The organism is Geodermatophilus sp. SYSU D01119 (assembly GCF_054049975.1).
Map to the genome: position 1 here is coordinate 86,328 of NZ_JBJGYL010000008.1, position 16,562 is coordinate 102,889.

Sequence of the window (16,562 nt, forward strand, 5' to 3'; positions counted from 1 at the left end):
CCCGCGCGGGGGTGCGGGGCGTTGTCGGGGGCACGACCTGAGGAGGCGTCATGGCCAGTGACCGGCCCGACCCGCAGGAGTTCCTCGAGATGGCCCAGCGGATGCTCCGCGGGCTGTTCGACCAGCCGCGCGGGGACGACCCGCGCGACGACGACCCGTGGGGGCGCGCGACGCGCGAGCGCCGCCGCGAGCCGAGCCCCGAGGAGCGCCGCGAGAACCTGACCTTCGCGCTCGCCACGCGCGCCGTCGAGGCGCTGGAGGACCTGGCGCTCAACGTCGCCGCCATCCGGCAGCGGCTGGAGCGCACGGCTCCCGCGGACCCGGCGCCGCCGGCGGAGCGGCGGCCCGCGGAGGGCGAGGACGGGGCCGGCCGGGACTGAGCCCGGCCGGCCCCGCCGGCTCAGGAGACGGTGCCGATCTCCGCGGAGATCCGGGTGTCCTCGCCGTGCCCGGTGTGCACGACGGTGTCGCCGTGCAGCGTGAGCAGCTTGGCGCGGATCGACCGCACGATGGTCGGGTGGTCGCTGAAGCTGCGGCCGGTGGCGCCGGGCCCGCCGTGGAACAGCGTGTCGCCGGTGAAGACGGCGGCGAGGTCGGGCGCGTGCAGGCAGGTGCTGCCCGGCGAGTGACCGGGGGTGTGCAGCGCGGTCAGCGAGGTGCCGGCCACCCGGAAGCGGGTGCCCTCCGCGAGCGCCTCGTCGGGCTCGGCGCTCTCGTGCATCATCTCCCACAGCATCCGGTCGGCCGGGTGGAACCAGATCGGCGCCCCGGTGGCCTCGCGCAGGTCGACGGCGGCGGTGATGTGGTCGTTGTGCCCGTGGGTGAGCACGATCGCCGTGACCCTCCGCCCGCCGATGGCCTCGACGATCGGCGCGGCGCGGTGCGGGGCGTCGACGACCAGCACCTCGTCGTCGTCGCCGACGAGCCAGGCGTTGTTGTCGACGTCGAAGTCCTGCCCGTCGAGGCTGAAGACGCCGCTGACGACGGCCTTCTCGATGCGCGCCGTCACTGGCCCAGCACCACGACCGAGCGCAGGACCTCGCCCCTGTGCATCTTCTCGAAGGCCGCCTCGACGTCGTCGAGGCCGATGGTCTCGGTGACGAAGTCGGCCAGCGGGAAGCGGCCCTGCCGGTACAGGTCGGCGAGCATCGGGAAGTCGCGGGACGGCAGGCAGTCGCCGTACCAGGAGGACTTGAGGGCCCCGCCGCGGCCGAACAGCTCGATCATCGGCAGGGTCAGCTGCATGTCGGGGGTGGGGACGCCGACCAGGACGACGCGGCCGGCGAGGTCGCGGGCGTAGAACGCCTGCTCGAACACCTCGGGGCGGCCGACGGCGTCGATGGCGACGTCGACGCCGAACCCGTTCGTGAAGCCCTTGATCGCCTCGACCGCGTCGCTCTGGCGCGAGTTGACGGTGTGGGTGGCGCCGAACTGCCGCGCCCACTCCAGCTTCCGGTCGTCGACGTCGACGGCGACGATCGTCGTCGCGCCGGCCAGCTTCGCCCCGGCGATGGCGGCGTCACCGACGCCGCCGCAGCCGAACACGGCCACGGACTCGCCGCGCTGCACGCCACCGGTGTTGATGGCGGCACCGACGCCGGCCATGACACCGCAGCCGAGCAGCCCGGCGGCGGTGGCGGGGGTCTCCGGGTCGACCTTCGTGCACTGGCCGGAGTGGACCAGCGTCTTCTCAACGAACGCGCCGATGCCGAGCGCCGGGGACAGCTCGGTGCCGTCGGCCAGCGTCATCTTCTGCGCCGCGTTGTGGGTGTCGAAGCAGTACTGGGGCTGTCCCTTGAGGCAGGCACGGCACTGCCCGCACACGGCCCGCCAGTTGAGGACGACGAAGTCGCCGACGGCCACGTTGGTGACGCCCTCGCCGACGGCGGCCACGGTCCCGGCGGCCTCGTGGCCGAGCAGGAACGGGAACTCGTCGTTGATGCCGCCCTCGCGGTAGTGCAGGTCGGTGTGGCAGACCCCGCACGCCTGCACGTCGACGACGGCCTCGCCCGGTCCCGGGTCGGGCACCAGGACCGTCTCGACGCTGACCGGTGCTCCCTTGCTGCGGGCGACGACGCCCCTCACCTCGTAGGCCATGTGCCGAGCCTAGAGGCGGGCCCCCGAGCGGCCGTCCGGTCGCGCGGGACGGGATGCCGCGCAACGGTTCGGTCACGCTCGACGCGCGGGTTCCCGGACCGCGACGTAGCGTTCGTCACTGTTTTCCTGACAGCAGGGCCGCCCGGCCCGGCCGAGCGGAGGTCCCCGTGGCGCTACCCGGATTCCTGCGGCGCGAGCGCATCGTCGCCCGCCCCGGATTCAACCGGTGGCTCATCCCGCCCGCGGCGCTGGCCGTGCACCTGTGCATCGGCCAGGCGTACGCCACGAGCGTCTACAAGAACGCGCTGGTCGACCACTTCGAGGTGTCGCAGACGGCGATCGGCATCGTCTTCTCGATCGCCATCGTGATGCTGGGCCTGTCGGCCGCGCTGTTCGGCACGTGGGTGGACAGGAACGGCCCCCGCGCCGCGATGTTCACCTCGGCGTGCTTCTGGGTGTCCGGCTTCCTGGTCGGCGGCCTGGGCATCGAGACGCAGCAGCTGTGGCTGCTCTACCTCGGCTACGGCGTCCTGGGCGGCATCGGCCTCGGCATCGGCTACATCTCGCCGGTCTCCACGCTGATCAAGTGGTTCCCCGACCGCCCGGGCCTGGCCACCGGCATGGCCATCATGGGCTTCGGCGGTGGTGCGCTCATCGCCTCGCCGCTGTCCCGCCAGCTGATGAGCTGGTACGACCCCGGCTACGACGGCACGGCCGGCACGGTGCCCAACGGCGAGGCCGTCGCGGCGCTGTTCTTCACCTTCGCCGCGCTCTACCTGGTCTTCATGATGTTCGGCGCCTTCATCGTGCGGGTGCCGGCCGAGGGCTGGCGTCCCGACGGCTTCGACCCCGCGACGGTCAAGCAGAAGGCGCTGGTCACCACCGAGAGCGTCTCGGCGGGGAACGCGGTCAAGACGCCGCAGTTCTGGCTGCTGTGGACGGTGCTGTTCTGCAACGTCACCGCGGGCATCGGGATCCTCGAGCAGGCCAGCCCGATGATCCAGGACTTCTTCCGCGACGGGGACACCTCCACGGTCGCCGCGACCGCGGCCGCCGGCTTCGTCGGCGTCCTGTCGCTGTTCAACATGGCGGGCCGGTTCGTGTGGTCCTCGACGTCGGACTACATCGGCCGCAAGCCGATCTACATGGTCTACCTGGGCGTCGGGCTGGTGCTCTACATCGCCCTGGCCACCATCGGCAGCAGCGCCACCTGGCTGTTCGTGCTGCTCGCCGCGGTGATCATCTCGTTCTACGGCGGCGGGTTCGCCACCATCCCGGCGTACCTCCGCGACCTGTTCGGCACCTACCAGGTGGGCGCCATCCACGGCCGGCTGCTCACCGCGTGGGCGGCCGCCGGCGTGGCCGGGCCGCTGATCGTCAACAGCGTCCTGGACACCCAGGGCGAGCCGGGCAGCCTGGTCGCGGCCAACTACCGGCCGGCGCTGTTCATCATGGTCGGCCTGCTCGCGGTCGGGTTCGTGGCGAACCTGCTGGTGCGGCCGGTCGCCAGCAAGTGGCACGAGCCGCACCGCGACGCCGCCGGCGCCGCCACCCCGACCCCGGAACGGAGCGCCGCCCGATGAGCACGTCGATCTCGAAGGAGCAGTCCGCCGACGGGCAGCGGCCCGTGCACACCCCGACCGGCCTGATCGCCTTCGCCTGGACGCTGGTCGGTGTCCCGCTGGCCTACGGCCTGTACCAGACGGTCAAGACGGCGCTCACCCTCTTCACCGGCTGAGCCGACGCGCACGCCTCAGCGCCCCCGTCCGGACCTCCGGGCGGGGGCGCTGCCGCGTCCGGGGTCCCGTCCGGGGCCTTCGTCGCGCTAGTGGTCCCTCAGGGGGCGGAGGGGCAGATGCTCGGACAGGTCGGCGCGGTTGCCGCTGGCGCTGACCCGGCCCTCGGCCACCGCCTCGGCCCAGCCGAGCTCGCCGGTGGCCAGCCGCAGCCAGGTGGCGGCGTCGGTCTCGACGACGTTCGGCGGCGTCCCGCGGGTGTGCCGCGGCCCGGGCACGAGCTGGACGGCGACGTGCGGCGGCACCCGCAGCTCCACCGAGCGGCCGGGCACCTGCTGGGCGAGCCAGCGGGTGCTCGTCCTCACCGCCGCGCCGAGCACCGACCGCGGCGGCTGCTCGCCCTCCCCCGCCAGCCACGGGCGCACCGCGTCGACCGCGGCCCGGAGCTCCTCGGCGGGGATCGGCTGCGCGGGCATCAGCTGGTCGGGACGGTCCCCGCCGGGACGCTGCCCACGGTCGCCTCCGGGGTGCCGAACAGCGCGGGGAGGGTCGCCGTCCACGCCGTGCGGAGCTCCGCCAGCGGCAGCGCGGCGACACCCTCGACCGCCAGCGCGTTCCCGCCGGTGGTGCCGAGCTCGGTGACGGTCACACCGGCCCACTCCGCGGTCGCCCGGACGGCCTCGGGGTCGGTCGTGGTGACCACGGCCCGGGCCCCGGACTCGCTGAACAGCGCGGTGAACGGGTCGTCCCCGAGCTGCAGCGTCGCGCCGGTGCCGTACCGCAGCGCCGACTCGGCCAGCGCCTGGGCGAGGCCGCCGTCGGCGAGGTCGTGCGCGGAGGTGACCAGGCCCTCGCGGCCCAGCGCGCCGAGCACCTCGCCGAGCGAGCGTTCCGCCTCGAGGTCGACGGCCGGCGGGCGCCCGCCGAGGTGGCCGTGCACGACCGACGCCCACGCCGAGCCGCCGAGCTCCGGCCGGGTCTCGCCGAGCAGCAGCACGGTCTCACCGGCGGCCCGCCAGCCGGTGGGCACCCGGCGGCGGACGTCGTCGTGCACGCCCAGGACGCCGATGACCGGCGTCGGGTTGATGGCGACGTCGCCGGTCTGGTTGTAGAGGCTCACGTTGCCGCCGGTGACCGGCAGGCCGAGGGTGCGGCAGGCGTCGGCCAGGCCGCGCACGGCCTCGGCGAACTGCCACATGACCTCGGGCTCCTCCGGGGAGCCGAAGTTCAGGCAGTTGGTGACCGCCAGGGGGCGGGCGCCGCTGACGGCGACGTTGCGGTAGGCCTCGGCCAGGTTGAGCTGCGCGCCGGCGTAGGGGTCGAGACGGGCGAAGCGGGCGTTGCCGTCGAGGGCCAGCGCGATGCCGCGGTGGGTGTCCTCGTCGATGCGGACCACGCCGGCGTCGTCGGGCTGGGCGAGCACCGTGTTGCCGCGCACGTAGCGGTCGTACTGCTCGGTGACCCACGTCTTGTCGGCGCCGTCGGGACTGGCGACGACGGCGAGCCAGTGCGCGGTGAGCTCCTCCGGCGTGGCCGGGCGGGGCAGCGCGGCGGCGTCGTCGGCGTGCAGGGCGTCCAGGTCGGCGGGGCGGCGCATCGGCCGCTCGTAGACCGGGCCCTCGTGGGCGACGGTGCGCGGCGGGACGTCGACGATGCGCTCGCCGTGCCAGTCGACGGTCAGCCGGTCGCCGGCGGTGACCTCACCGATGACGGTGGCCAGCACGTCCCACTTGCGGCAGACGGCGAGGAAGGCGTCGACCTTGCCAGGCTCGACGATCGCGCACATGCGCTCCTGCGACTCGCTCATCAGGATCTCGGCGGGCGTCAGGGTGCTGTCGCGCAGCGGGACGCGGTCGAGGTCGACGTGCATGCCGCCGGTGCCGGCGCTGGCGAGCTCCGAGGTGGCGCAGGACAGCCCGGCGCCGCCGAGGTCCTGGATCCCGGTGACGAGGTCCTGGGCGAAGATCTCCAGGCAGGCCTCGATGAGCAGCTTCTCGGTGAACGGGTCGCCGACCTGCACCGACGGCCGCTTGGCCGGGCCCTCGGCGTCGAAGGTCTCGCTGGCCAGCACGCTGACGCCGCCGATGCCGTCGCCGCCCGTGCGGGCGCCGAACAGGACGACCTTGTTGCCCACGCCCTCGGCCTTGGCCAGCCGCACGTCCTCGTGCCTCATCACGCCGACGCACAGGGCGTTGACCAGCGGGTTGCCGGCGTAGCAGTCGTCGAAGAGCAGCTCGCCGCCGATGTTGGGCAGACCCAGGCAGTTGCCGTAGCCGCCGACGCCGGCGACGACGCCGGGCAGCACGCGCGCGGTGTCGGGGGCGTCGGCGCGGCCGAAGCGCAGCGAGTCCATGACGGCGACGGGGCGGGCGCCCATCGTGAGGATGTCGCGCACGATGCCGCCGACGCCGGTGGCCGCGCCCTGGTAGGGCTCGACGTAGCTCGGGTGGTTGTGCGACTCGACCTTGAAGGTGACCGCGTAGCCGTCGCCGACGTCGACGACGCCGGCGTTCTCGCCGATGCCGACGAGCAGGTGCTCGCTGGGCGGCAGGTCGCCGAACTGCCGCAGGTGCACCTTGGAGCTCTTGTAGGAGCAGTGCTCGCTCCACATGACCGAGTACATGGCCAGCTCGGCGGTGGTGGGCCGGCGGCCGAGGATGTCGCGGATGCGGGCGTACTCGTCCGCCTTGAGCCCGAGCTCGGCGAAGGGCTGCTGGACGTCGGGCGTGCCCTCCGCGAGCGGGACGGTGTCGAGCTGGTGCGACAGCGGGCCGGGCCCGGTGTCGAGGTCGGAGAGACCGGCGGTGGCCGACTCGGTCATGCGCTGACGACCGCCTTCAGGACGCTGGTGAAGAAGCCCAGGCCGTCGGTCGAGGGACCGGTGAGGTCCTCGACGGCGTGCTCCGGGTGGGGCATGAGGCCGACGACGCGGCCGTCCTCGCTGGTGACGCCCGCGATGTCGCGCAGGCTGCCGTTCGGGTTGCCGCCGACGTAGCGCACCGCCACCCGGCCCTCGCCCTCGAGCCGCTCGAGCTCGGCCGGGGCGGCGACGTAGCGGCCCTCGCCGTTCTTCACCGGCACGACGATCGTCTGGCCCTCGCCGTAGCTGCTGGTCCAGGCGGTGTCGGCGCGCTCGATGCGCAACTGCTGGTCGCGGTTGCGGAAGTGCAGGTGGCTGTTGCGGGTGAGCGCGCCCGGCAGCAGGCCGGCCTCGCAGAGCACCTGGAAGCCGTTGCAGATGCCGAGGACCGGCATGCCCTGCCGCGCCCGGTCGACGACGTCCTGCATCAGGGGCGCGCGGGCGGCGATGGCGCCGGCCCGCAGGTAGTCGCCGTAGGAGAAGCCGCCGGGCAGGACGACGGCGTCGACGTCCCGGAGGTCGTGGTCGGCGTGCCACAGCGCGACCGGCTCGGCGCCGGCCAGGCGCACCGCGCGGGCGGCGTCGACGTCGTCCAGGGAGCCCGGGAAGGTGATGACACCGATGCGCACGGGGGTCCTTCTCAGTCGGTGGGGAGGTGCAGCTCGACGTCCTCGATGACCGGGTTGGCGAGCAGCGTCTCGGCGATCTGCTCGAGGTCGTCGCGGCTGATGGAGCCCTCGACGTCGAGGACGAAGTGCTTGCCCTGGCGCACGCCGGTCACCTGGGTGTGACCCAGCCGGCCGAGGGCGCCGAGCACCGCCTGCCCCTGGGGGTCGGAGATCTCCGGCTTGAGGACGACGTCGACGACCACCTGGGGCACGGCTCCCGAGCCTACCGGGCGCCCGGCGCCGCCCTCCCGGCCCCGGCTCCGCGCGTCAGGCGAACCGGCGGCCGGTCAGCTGCTCGTACGCGGCGACGTAGCGCTCGCGGGTGGCGGCCACGACGTCGTCGGGCAGCTCCGGCGGCGGCGAGACGCGGTCCCAGCCCGACGACGTCAGCCAGTCGCGGACGTACTGCTTGTCGAACGAGGGCTGCGGTGCTCCCGGCGACCACGAGGACGCCGGCCAGAACCGCGACGAGTCGGGCGTGAGGACCTCGTCGCCGAGTACCAGCCCGCCGTCCGCGCCGAGCCCGAACTCGAACTTCGTGTCGGCCAGCACGATGCCCGCCGCGGCGGCGACCTCCGCGCCCCGGCGGTAGAGCTCCAGGGTCAGCTCGCGCAGCTCGGCGGCCCGCCCGGCGCCGACCAGCGCCTCGACGCGGGCGAAGTCGATCGCCTCGTCGTGCTCGCCCACCTCGGCCTTGGTCGACGGCGTGAACACCGGCTCCGGCAGCCGCGAGCCCTCGACCAGCCCGGGCGGCAGCGGCACGTCGCGGATGGACCCGGTGCGGGAGTACTCCGCCGTCCCCGAGCCCGACAGGTAGCCGCGCGCCACGCACTCCACCGGCAGCATGTCCAGCCGCCGCACGAGCATCGCCCGCCCGGCCACGGACGCCGGCACGTCCTCGGCCGACACCAGGTGGTGGGTCGCGCCCGCGTCGGACAGCACCGGCGCCAGCTGCTCGAACCACCACACCGACAGCTGGGTGAGCACCCGCCCCTTGTCGGGGATCGGCGTGGGCAGCACGTGGTCGTAGGCCGAGATCCGGTCCGACGCCACGAGCAGCAGCCGGTCCTGCCCGGCGTCGTAGACCTCGCGCACCTTGCCGCGCGCGACCAGGGGCAGGTCGGGCGTCACGACAGCGCGGCCAGCCGGTCGAACAGCGGGCCGAGGTTGCGCACGTAGCCCTCGGGACGGCAGATCTCGTCCAGCCGCGCCTCGTCGAGGGCCACGCCGGAGGCCTCCGCCCGCGCGCGGAGGGTGGACCGGAACGGCGTCCCGGAGTTCCACGTCTCCATCGCCGCGCCCTGCACCAGCGCGTACGCGTCCTCGCGGGACAGCCCGGTCTCCACCAGCTCCAGCAGCACCGCGGAGGTGTAGATCAGCCCGCCGGTGAGGTCGAGGTTGGCGCGCATCCGGTCGACGTCGACGACCAGGTCCTCCACCAGCCGCGTGGTCAGCTGCAGCAGGTAGTCGGTGGTGATCGCCGCGTCGGGGAGGAACACCCGCTCGGTGGAGGAGTGCGAGATGTCCCGCTCGTGCCACAGCGGGATGCCCTCCATCACCGGGACGACGGCGGCGCGCACGACCCGCGCGAGCCCGGCGATGCGCTCCGAGCGGATCGGGTTCTTCTTGTGCGGCATCGCGCTGGAGCCCTTCTGGCCGGAGCCGAAGGCCTCCGAGAGCTCGCGCACCTCGGTGCGCTGGCCGTGCCGCACCTCGAGCGCGATCGCCTCGCAGACGGTGGCGATGACCGCCAGCGCCGACACCCACTCGCTGATCGAGTCGCGGATGACCACCTGGGTGGAGGCGTCGGCCGGCCGCAGGTCCAGCGCCTGCGCGACGGCGACCTCCACCGACGGGTCGATGAGCGACCAGGTGCCGACGGCGCCGGAGATCGCGACGACGCCGACGCGCTCGCGGGCCGCGCGCAGCCGGTCGCGGGACCGGGCCGCGGCGAAGGCGAGGTCGGCGACCCGGTGCCCCCACACGACCGGCTCGGCGTGCACGCCGTGCGTGCGCCCGACCTTGAGCGTCTCCCGGTGGGCCAGCCCGTGGTCGCGCAGCGCGGCCACCAGCCGGTCGGCCTTGGCCAGCAGCACGTCGGTGGCCTCGGTGAGCTGCACGGCGAGCGCGGTGTCGAGCAGGTCCGACGACGTCATGCCGTGGTGCACGTAGGCGGCGGCCGAGCGCGGCTCGGTGTTGTCGGCCCACGCGGTGAGGAAGGCGATGACGTCGTGCTGCGTCGTCTCCTCGATCTCCGCGACGCGCGCCGCGGTGGGCGGCGGGGCGTTGCGCACCGGCTCGACGACGTCGGCCGGCACCCGCCCGGCGGCGGCGTGCGCCTCGAGGACCAGCGTCTCCACCCGGCACCAGAGCTCGTACTTGTGCTCGTCGCTCCAGACCCGGCCCATCTCGGGGAGCGTGTAGCGGTCGATCACGCGGGTACCGCCCGCACCCGGTCAGCTCGTCGAGTCACGGGTCCATCCTCCCGCAGGGCTAGCGTGATCGAACACGCCCCCACGGACACGGGAGGACCGGCGATGCTGCGACAGGCCAACCAGCTGGTCGCCCGGGCACGGGAGCGCATCCGGGCGGCCTCCGAGCGCGACCCCCACGGCTGGCCGGAGCGCGACGACGACCGCGCGATCCTCGTGCGCGACGACGACCCGGCCGACGCCGACACCGGGTCCCCCGAGGGGGACCCCGCCGACGGCGACCCGCCGCTCGGCAGCCCCGAGCCCGGCGCTCCCGACCTCGACGGCCCGCTCGGGCCCGGCGGGATCAGCGGCCCGCCCGACGGCGGCCGCCCGCACCGCGCCGTCGAGCGCGGCCGCCGGCTGCTCGGCCCCGGCCGGGAACCGCCGCACGGCGACGCCGCCGTCCCCAGTGGGCTGCGCACCGCCGCCGCGTGGTCGTGGCGGGTGATCGCCGTCCTCGCGGGCCTGTACGTGCTGCTCTACCTGGCCGCCTACGTGGCCGTGGTCATCGTCCCGGTCATGGTGGCGCTGCTCCTGGCGGCGCTGCTGCAGCCCGGTGCCGCCTCGCTGATCCGCCGCGGCTGGCCCCGATCGCTGGCCGCGTTCCTCATGCTGCTGGTCGGCCTGACCGTCGTCGCCGGGATCATCACGCTGGTGATCGAGCGCTTCAGCGCCGGCTTCTCCGACCTCGCCGACCAGGTGAGCCAGGGCCTCGACCAGATCCGCGACTTCGTCGTCGAGACCTTCCCGGTCACCCAGCGGCAGATCGACGAGGCGATCACCAGCGCGCAGGACGCCATCGTGTCCAACCAGGAGACGCTGACCAGCGGCGCGATCACCACCGCCACCACGGTCGGCGAGGTGTTCACCGGCATCGTCCTGGCGCTGTTCACGCTGTTCTTCTTCCTGAAGGACGGCCGGTCCATCTGGCTGTGGCTGGTCGGCCTGTTCCCCCGCGACGCGCGCGCCTACCTCGACGAGGCCGCCCGCCGCTCGTGGCGCACGCTGATCTCCTACGTGCGGGCCACCGTCGCGGTCGCGCTGGTCGACGCCGTCGGCATCGGCATCGGGCTGGCGATCCTCGGGGTGCCGCTGGTCATCCCGCTGGCCGCGCTGGTGTTCCTCGGCGCCTTCATCCCGATCATCGGGTCGTTCCTCGCCGGGTCGGTCGCAGTGCTGGTGGCGCTGGTCGCGGTCGGCCCGATCAAGGCCCTGATCGCCCTGGCCATCGTCGTGCTGGTCATGCAGATCGAGGGGCACGTGCTCCAGCCGCTGCTGCTCGGCAAGGCAGTGCACGTGCACCCGCTGGCGGTGGTGCTGGCGATCGCCGCCGGCCTGCTCATCGCCGGCATCTTCGGCGCGCTCATCGCGGTGCCGGTGGTGGCCTGCGCGAACGTGGCCGGCACCTACCTGGCCCGCCGGCACGACGGGCCGCGCCCGCCCGAGCCGCGGCCCGAGCGGGCGAGGCCGGCGGTCGGCGTCCGCGGCTAGGGGACGTCCCCGGCCGGGGCGTAGGCCCCCGGGTGCGCGGCGAGGTGGGCGCGGAACGCGCGGTCGATCGTCTCGTCCCACTCCGGGAGGGCGGCGTCGTAGCGCCGGCCGGCCTCCACCTCGAGCCGCTCCGCCGCGTCGGCGTCGTCCTCCCGCAGCGTGGCGGCCCGCCGGGCGACGTCCTCCACCGCGTCGGCGGCCGCGTCCAGGCCGAGGTACCGGTAGCCCGCCAGCGCACGCTCGAGCTGGCCCGGTTCCAGCCCCTCCACGGCGTGCAGCGGGCCGCCGTTCACCGCCATCCCGTGGCAGAGCAGCACGGCCGCCAGGGCGGCGTCGCCGGGGTGGGAGAAGGGAGCGGAGGGGTCGCAGGCGCGGTCCCAGATGCGGGCAGCGGGGTCAGCCAACGCTGATGCGCCCCTCGACGGCGGCCAGCGCGATGTCGCTGCGCCAGTGCGCGCCGGCCAGCCGGACGCCGGCCACCCGCTCGTAGGCGGCCTGCCGCGCGGCGGCGAGGTCGGCGCCCGTGGCGGTCACCGCGAGCACCCGCCCGCCCGCCGAGCGCACGGTCCCCTCGGCGTCCACGGCGGTGCCGGCGTGCAGCACGCCCTCGCCGTCGGCGCCGGTCACCGGGTCGCCCGTGCGCGGCCGCTCGGGGTAGCCCTCGGCCGCGACGACGACGGTGACCGCCGCGCCGTCGCGCCAGCGCAGCGGTGGGTGGTCGGCGAGCGTGCCGGTGGCGGCGGCGTGCAGGAGCCCGGCCAGCGGCGTCTCCAGCAGCGGCAGCACCACCTGGGTCTCGGGGTCGCCGAAGCGGGCGTTGAACTCGACCACCCGCACGCCGCGCGAGGTCAGCGCCAGCCCGGCGTACAGCAGCCCGCTGAACGGCTCGCCGCGGCGGCGCATCTCGTCGACCGTCGGCTGCAGGACGGTGGCCAGCACCTCCTCGACCAGCCCGGCCGGCGCCCACGGCAGCGGCGCGTAGGCGCCCATCCCGCCGGTGTTGGGGCCGGCGTCGCCGTCGTCGCGTCGCTTGTGGTCCTGGGCGGGCAGCAGCGGCAGCACCGTCGTGCCGTCGGTGACGGCGAACAGCGACACCTCCGGGCCGTCGAGGTACTCCTCGACCAGCACCGCTCCCCCGGCCTCGAGCACGCGGTGCCCGTGCGCCACGGCGGCGTCCCGGTCGGACGTGACGACGACGCCCTTGCCGGCGGCGAGCCCGTCGTCCTTGACGACGTACGGCGCGCCGGCCTCGTCCAGGGCCGTCTCCAGCTCCGCCGCGCCGCCGACCGGCCACGAGCGCGCGGTCGGCACGCCGGCGGCGGCCATCACGTGCTTGGCGAAGGACTTGCTGCCCTCGATCTGCGCCGCCTGCTCCGACGGGCCGAAGCAGGCGATGCCGGCGTCGCGGACCGCGTCGGCGGCGCCCGCGACCAGCGGCACCTCCGGACCGATCACGACCAGGTCGGCGCCCCAGCCGGTGGCCAGCGCCGCGACCGCCACCGGGTCGGCGACGTCGACCGGCGCGGCCTCCGCGACCGCCCGCGTGCCGGCGTTGCCCGGCGCGCAGGCCAGCGCGGTCACCGCGGGGTCGGACGACAGAGCGACGCACAGGGCGTGCTCCCGGGCTCCGGAGCCGATCACGAGCACGCGCACGGACGGCGACCCTACCGACGCCTCACCGCACCCGGTTCGGCTGCGCCCGCATCGCGCGGTGCAGCGCCTTCACGCGCTGGTGCTCGGCGGCCCGGGCGCGCGCGTCGGCGCGCAGTGCCTGGCGGTGCGCCTCGGCCTGCAGCTTGCGCCAGCCGAGCAGCCGGGCGGGGTCGAGGCGGCCGTCGTCGATCGCCGCGGCCACGGCGCAGCCGGGCTCGGTGCGGTGCGCGCAGTCGCGGAACCGGCACCTCGCCGCGAGCCCGGCGACGTCGGCGTAGGCGGTGTCCACGCCCTCGTCGTCGTAGAGGCCGAGCTCCCGCATGCCGGGGGTGTCCACGAGCAGCCCGCCGCCGGGCAGCAGGTGCAGCTCACGGGAGGTGGTGGTGTGCCGGCCGCGCCCGTCGGCCTCGCGGACCGCCCGGGTGGGTGCCACCTCGTGCCCGGCCAGCGCGTTGGCCAGCGAGGACTTGCCCACGCCCGACGGCCCCACCATCGCCCCGGTCACCCCGGGGCCGAGCAGCGCCCGGACCGCGTCGAGGCCCTCGCCGGTGTGCGCGCTGACGGCCAGCACGTCGGCGCCCACGGCGTCCTCGGCCACGGCCGCGACCGCCGCGGGGACGTCGTCGCAGAGGTCGGCCTTGGTGAGCACGACGACCGGCGTGGCGCCACTGCCCCACGCGACGGCGAGGTAGCGCTCCACCCGCCGGGCGCGGGTGGGCCCGGCGAGGGCGTCCACGACGAGGACCAGGTCGAGGTTGGCCGCCACCACCTGGGCCGCCGACGTGCGCCCGGCGACGGTGCGGGTGAACGCCGAGCGCCGCGGCAGCAGGGCGACGGCGAGCTCGCCGCGCAGGGCCACCCAGTCGCCGACCGCCGGGCTGTCGACGCCGTCGGGGTCGTACAGCGCGGCCGCCGGGTGAACCCGCTTCTCGCCGTCGGCGGTCAGGACCGTGAGCCGACCGCGGTCGACCCGCGCCACCCGTCCGGGTGAGGTGTCCTCGGGCAGCTGCTCGAGGCGGTCGGGCGTCCAGCCGATGTCTGAGAGATGCATCACCCGCCGGATGGTGGACCGCAGGTCAGCGTGCCGTCCTCCCATTTCTCAGCGACGCGCCAGGCGGCGTTCGCCATCCCGACACCTCGGTCGGGTGTTCTAGATGGCATGCACGCGACCGAGTCGCTCGCGACTCACGCACGGGTCCGCACCTCGGGCCCCTTCGTCGTCGGTCACCGCGGTGCCTGTGCGTACCGCCCGGAGCACACCATCGCCAGCTACGAGCTGGCCATCGACATGGGCGCGGACCTCATCGAGCCCGACATCGTCGTCACGCGGGACGGCGCGCTGGTCGCCCGTCACGAGAACGAGCTGTCCCGCACGACCGACGTCGCGTCCCGGCCGGAGTTCGCCGACCGGCGCACCAGCCGCCGTGTCGGCCGCAAGAAGCGCACCGGCTGGTTCGCCGAGGACTTCACGCTCGAAGAGTTGCGCACCCTGCGCGCGATCGAGCGCCATCCGGACCTGCGCCCGCTCAACACCGCCTACGACGGCCACTTCGGCGTCCTCACGCTCGAGGAGGTCGTCGAGCTGGCCCGCCGCCGGTCCACCCCGCAGCGGCAGGTCCGGGTGCTGGCCGAGCTGAAGAAGCCCAGCTGGTCGGCCGAGCGCGGCCAGCCGATGACCGAGCTGGTGGCAGCCGAGCTGCGCCGCCTGGACGCCACCTCCCCCGACGGCACCGTCGTCCTGCAGTCCTTCGACACGGCGGGACTGCGCCGGCTGCGGGCGGACCTCGGTGACGACGGCCCGACGATGTTCCAGCTGGTGGACGCGGTCCCCTCCGACGACCACCTGCTGACCAACGCCGGCCTGCGTGCGGTGTCCACCTACGCCCAGGGCATCGCCCCCAGCGTCGACCGCATCATGCTGCGCGACGCGGACGGGACGATGACCGGCGTCTCCGACCTGGTGACCCGGGCGCACTCGGCCGGTCTGGCCGTCGTCCCGTGGACGCTGGCCGGGGAGAACGCGTTCCTGCCGCGGCACCTGCGCAGCAGCGACGACCCGGCCGCCGCCGGTGACGCCCGCGGTGCCGCGCGCCTGCTCCTGGCGCTCGGCGTCGACGGGATCATCACCGACAACCCCGACGTCGCCGTCGCTGCCCGCGCGGAGATGGAGCCCACCCGGCCGGTCCGCCGCGTCGCCGCCTGACGCACCGCGGTCCTGCCGGACCGCACACCTCCCGTGAGCCGCCCCGCAGGGCGGCTCACGGGAGTGCCGTTCCCGGCTCCGCTCAGTCGATCAGGTCGTGGACGACGACGTTCTCGTCGCGGCCCGGGCCGACGCCGATGACGCTGATCCGCGCGCCCGAGAGCTCCTCGAGCCGCCGCACGTAGGCCTGCGCGTTGGCCGGCAGCTCGTCGAAGGTCCGGCAGTGCCGGATGTCCTCGAACCAGCCCGGCATCTCCTCGTAGACCGGCTTGGCGTGGTGGAAGCCGGTCTGGGTCATCGGCATCTCGTCGTGCCGCACGCCGTCGACGTCGTAGGCGACGCAGATCGGCACCGTCTCCAGGCCCGAGAGCACGTCGAGCTTGGTGAGGAAGTAGTCGGTGATCCCGTTGACCCGGCTGGCGTAGCGGGCCACGACGGCGTCGAACCAGCCGCAGCGCCGGTCGCGGCCGGTGGTCACGCCCACCTCGCCGCCCTGCTTGCGCAGGTACTCGCCGTTGGCGTCGAACAGCTCGGTCGGGAACGGACCCGAGCCCACGCGGGTCGTGTAGGCCTTGAGGATGCCCACCACCCGCGAGATGCGGGTGGGGCCGATGCCGCTGCCGGTGGCCGCGCCGCCGGCGGTCGGGTTCGACGACGTGACGAACGGATAGGTGCCGTGGTCGACGTCGAGCAGCGTGCCCTGCGAGCCCTCCAGCAGCACCCACTCGCCGGCGTCGAGCGCGTTCGCGAGCATCAGCCGGGTGTCGGCGATCCGGTCCTTGAGCTGCTCGGCGTAGCCGGCGTACTCCTCGACGACCTCGTCGACGTCGATGGCCTTGCGGTTGTAGACCTTGACCAGCACCTGGTTCTTCTCGACCAGGGTGCCCTCGAGCTTCTGCCGCAGGATCGACAGGTCGAGCAGGTCGGCCACGCGGATGCCGGTGCGGGCCACCTTGTCGCCGTAGGCCGGGCCGATGCCGCGGCCGGTGGTGCCGATCTTGCGCTTGCCGAGGAACCGCTCGGTGACCCGGTCCAGCGCCCGGTGGTGCGGCATGATCAGGTGCGCGTCGGCCGAGATGACCAGCTTCGAGGTGTCGACGCCGCGCTCCTCGAGCCCGGCCAGCTCCCCGATGAGCACCTGCGGGTCGACGACGACGCCGTTGCCGATCACCGGCGTGCAGCCCGGCGTGAGGATCCCCGACGGGATGAGGTGCAGGGCGTACCGCTCGCCGTCGGGCGTGATCACGGTGTGCCCGGCGTTGTTGCCGCCCTGGTAGCGGACCACGTAGGGGACGCGGCCCCCGAGGAGGTCGGTGGCCTTGCCCTTGCCCTCGTCGCCCCACTGGGCGCCGATCAGCACGACTGCCGGCATCTCGCTGT

17 protein-coding genes are annotated in these 16,562 nt (G+C 74.5%); 5 read left to right on the forward strand and 12 right to left on the reverse strand.

Translation table 11 applies throughout. The annotated features are described in order from the left end of the window. The first annotated feature begins 50 nt into the window (after positions 1-50). Positions 51-380, forward strand: a complete 330-nt coding sequence (locus ACI79X_RS08295; RefSeq protein ID WP_457024942.1) for a hypothetical protein — start codon at positions 51-53, stop codon at positions 378-380. A gap of 20 nt (positions 381-400) precedes the next feature. Here the strand turns inward: ACI79X_RS08295 and ACI79X_RS08300 are convergent, their stop codons facing one another. Together ACI79X_RS08300 and ACI79X_RS08305 are read right to left on the reverse strand one after the other, a co-directional pair. Continuing rightward, on the reverse strand, positions 401-1,009 hold the full coding sequence (locus ACI79X_RS08300; RefSeq protein WP_457024943.1) for an MBL fold metallo-hydrolase: 609 nt from the start codon (positions 1,007-1,009) through the stop codon (positions 401-403). Then, positions 1,006-2,097, reverse strand: a complete 1,092-nt coding sequence (locus ACI79X_RS08305) for an S-(hydroxymethyl)mycothiol dehydrogenase (RefSeq protein WP_457024944.1) — start codon at positions 2,095-2,097, stop codon at positions 1,006-1,008. The genes ACI79X_RS08300 and ACI79X_RS08305 overlap by 4 nt, the downstream gene beginning before the upstream one ends. 167 nt (positions 2,098-2,264) lie before the next feature. Here ACI79X_RS08305 and ACI79X_RS08310 point away from each other — a divergent pair, with 167 nt between their 5' ends. Both ACI79X_RS08310 and ACI79X_RS08315 read left to right on the forward strand, forming a co-directional pair. After that, a complete protein-coding gene (locus ACI79X_RS08310; protein ID WP_457024945.1) occupies positions 2,265-3,680 on the forward strand; it encodes an L-lactate MFS transporter in 1,416 nt (471 codons plus the stop codon). Beyond that, positions 3,677-3,835, forward strand: coding sequence for an MFS transporter small subunit (locus tag ACI79X_RS08315; RefSeq protein ID WP_175562888.1), 159 nt, complete (start codon positions 3,677-3,679; stop codon positions 3,833-3,835). Before ACI79X_RS08310 ends, ACI79X_RS08315 begins: the two co-directional genes overlap by 4 nt. Before the next feature lie 87 nt (positions 3,836-3,922). Here ACI79X_RS08315 and ACI79X_RS08320 read toward each other — a convergent pair whose 3' ends face one another. From ACI79X_RS08320 to purB, 6 genes are read right to left on the reverse strand one after another with little or no spacing between them, the layout of a single operon-like run. Beyond that, entirely contained in the window at positions 3,923-4,309 is a 387-nt protein-coding gene (locus ACI79X_RS08320; protein ID WP_457024946.1) for a sterol carrier family protein, read from the reverse strand. Further along, the gene (gene purL, locus ACI79X_RS08325) at positions 4,309-6,654 is read right to left on the reverse strand and encodes a phosphoribosylformylglycinamidine synthase subunit PurL (RefSeq protein ID WP_457024947.1); all 2,346 of its coding nucleotides are present in this window, start codon (positions 6,652-6,654) and stop codon (positions 4,309-4,311) included. Before purL ends, ACI79X_RS08320 begins: the two co-directional genes overlap by 1 nt. Further along, positions 6,651-7,322 carry a phosphoribosylformylglycinamidine synthase subunit PurQ gene (gene purQ / locus ACI79X_RS08330; RefSeq protein WP_454554554.1) on the reverse strand — a complete coding sequence of 224 codons (672 nt, stop codon included), beginning with the start codon at positions 7,320-7,322 and terminating at the stop codon, positions 6,651-6,653. Before purQ ends, purL begins: the two co-directional genes overlap by 4 nt. An 11-nt stretch (positions 7,323-7,333) precedes the next feature. Continuing rightward, positions 7,334-7,573 (reverse strand): phosphoribosylformylglycinamidine synthase subunit PurS, encoded by a 240-nt coding sequence (gene purS, locus ACI79X_RS08335; RefSeq protein ID WP_457024948.1) that lies wholly within the window; start codon positions 7,571-7,573, stop codon positions 7,334-7,336. Positions 7,574-7,628: 55 nt separating this feature from the next. Next, positions 7,629-8,492, reverse strand: a complete 864-nt coding sequence (locus ACI79X_RS08340) for a phosphoribosylaminoimidazolesuccinocarboxamide synthase (protein WP_457024949.1) — start codon at positions 8,490-8,492, stop codon at positions 7,629-7,631. After that, positions 8,489-9,796 carry an adenylosuccinate lyase gene (gene purB / locus ACI79X_RS08345; protein ID WP_457024950.1) on the reverse strand — a complete coding sequence of 436 codons (1,308 nt, stop codon included), beginning with the start codon at positions 9,794-9,796 and terminating at the stop codon, positions 8,489-8,491. Before purB ends, ACI79X_RS08340 begins: the two co-directional genes overlap by 4 nt. Before the next feature lie 102 nt (positions 9,797-9,898). Here purB and ACI79X_RS08350 point away from each other — a divergent pair, with 102 nt between their 5' ends. Further along, on the forward strand, positions 9,899-11,326 hold the full coding sequence (locus ACI79X_RS08350; RefSeq protein ID WP_457024951.1) for an AI-2E family transporter: 1,428 nt from the start codon (positions 9,899-9,901) through the stop codon (positions 11,324-11,326). Here ACI79X_RS08350 and ACI79X_RS08355 read toward each other — a convergent pair. The 3 genes from ACI79X_RS08355 to rsgA are packed head-to-tail and all read right to left on the reverse strand — an operon-like array spanning position 11,323 to position 14,030. After that, positions 11,323-11,730 (reverse strand): hypothetical protein, encoded by a 408-nt coding sequence (locus ACI79X_RS08355; protein WP_457024952.1) that lies wholly within the window; start codon positions 11,728-11,730, stop codon positions 11,323-11,325. The genes ACI79X_RS08350 and ACI79X_RS08355 overlap by 4 nt on opposite strands. Further along, positions 11,723-12,979 (reverse strand): phosphoribosylamine--glycine ligase, encoded by a 1,257-nt coding sequence (gene purD, locus ACI79X_RS08360; RefSeq protein WP_457024953.1) that lies wholly within the window; start codon positions 12,977-12,979, stop codon positions 11,723-11,725. The genes ACI79X_RS08355 and purD overlap by 8 nt, the downstream gene beginning before the upstream one ends. Positions 12,980-13,001: 22 nt before the next feature. Next, positions 13,002-14,030: a ribosome small subunit-dependent GTPase A gene (gene rsgA, locus ACI79X_RS08365; protein WP_457025041.1), complete on the reverse strand. Its 1,029-nt coding sequence runs from the start codon at positions 14,028-14,030 to the stop codon at positions 13,002-13,004. 108 nt (positions 14,031-14,138) lie between these two features. Here rsgA and ACI79X_RS08370 point away from each other — a divergent pair, with 108 nt between their 5' ends. Further along, positions 14,139-15,182: a glycerophosphodiester phosphodiesterase family protein gene (locus ACI79X_RS08370; RefSeq protein ID WP_457024954.1), complete on the forward strand. Its 1,044-nt coding sequence runs from the start codon at positions 14,139-14,141 to the stop codon at positions 15,180-15,182. An 82-nt stretch (positions 15,183-15,264) separates the two neighbouring features. Here the strand turns inward: ACI79X_RS08370 and ACI79X_RS08375 are convergent, their stop codons facing one another. Continuing rightward, complete coding sequence (locus tag ACI79X_RS08375; protein WP_457024955.1) at positions 15,265-16,554, reverse strand: adenylosuccinate synthase; 1,290 nt, start codon at positions 16,552-16,554, stop codon at positions 15,265-15,267. Positions 16,555-16,562 lie beyond the last annotated feature (8 nt).

Bases quoted from the DNA above. Each gene is read 5' to 3' on its own strand.
- ACI79X_RS08295 (WP_457024942.1), top strand. From the start codon at position 51: ATGGCCAGTGACCGGCCCGACCCGCAGGAGTTCCTCGAGATGGCCCAG.
- ACI79X_RS08305 (WP_457024944.1), bottom strand. From the start codon at position 2,097: ATGGCCTACGAGGTGAGGGGCGTCGTCGCCCGCAGCAAGGGAGCACCG.
- ACI79X_RS08315 (WP_175562888.1), top strand. From the start codon at position 3,677: ATGAGCACGTCGATCTCGAAGGAGCAGTCCGCCGACGGGCAGCGGCCC.
- ACI79X_RS08320 (WP_457024946.1), bottom strand. From the start codon at position 4,309: ATGCCCGCGCAGCCGATCCCCGCCGAGGAGCTCCGGGCCGCGGTCGAC.
- purL (WP_457024947.1), bottom strand. From the start codon at position 6,654: ATGACCGAGTCGGCCACCGCCGGTCTCTCCGACCTCGACACCGGGCCC.
- ACI79X_RS08350 (WP_457024951.1), top strand. From the start codon at position 9,899: ATGCTGCGACAGGCCAACCAGCTGGTCGCCCGGGCACGGGAGCGCATC.
- rsgA (WP_457025041.1), bottom strand. From the start codon at position 14,030: ATGCATCTCTCAGACATCGGCTGGACGCCCGACCGCCTCGAGCAGCTG.
- ACI79X_RS08370 (WP_457024954.1), top strand. From the start codon at position 14,139: ATGCACGCGACCGAGTCGCTCGCGACTCACGCACGGGTCCGCACCTCG.
- ACI79X_RS08375 (WP_457024955.1), bottom strand. From the start codon at position 16,554: ATGCCGGCAGTCGTGCTGATCGGCGCCCAGTGGGGCGACGAGGGCAAG.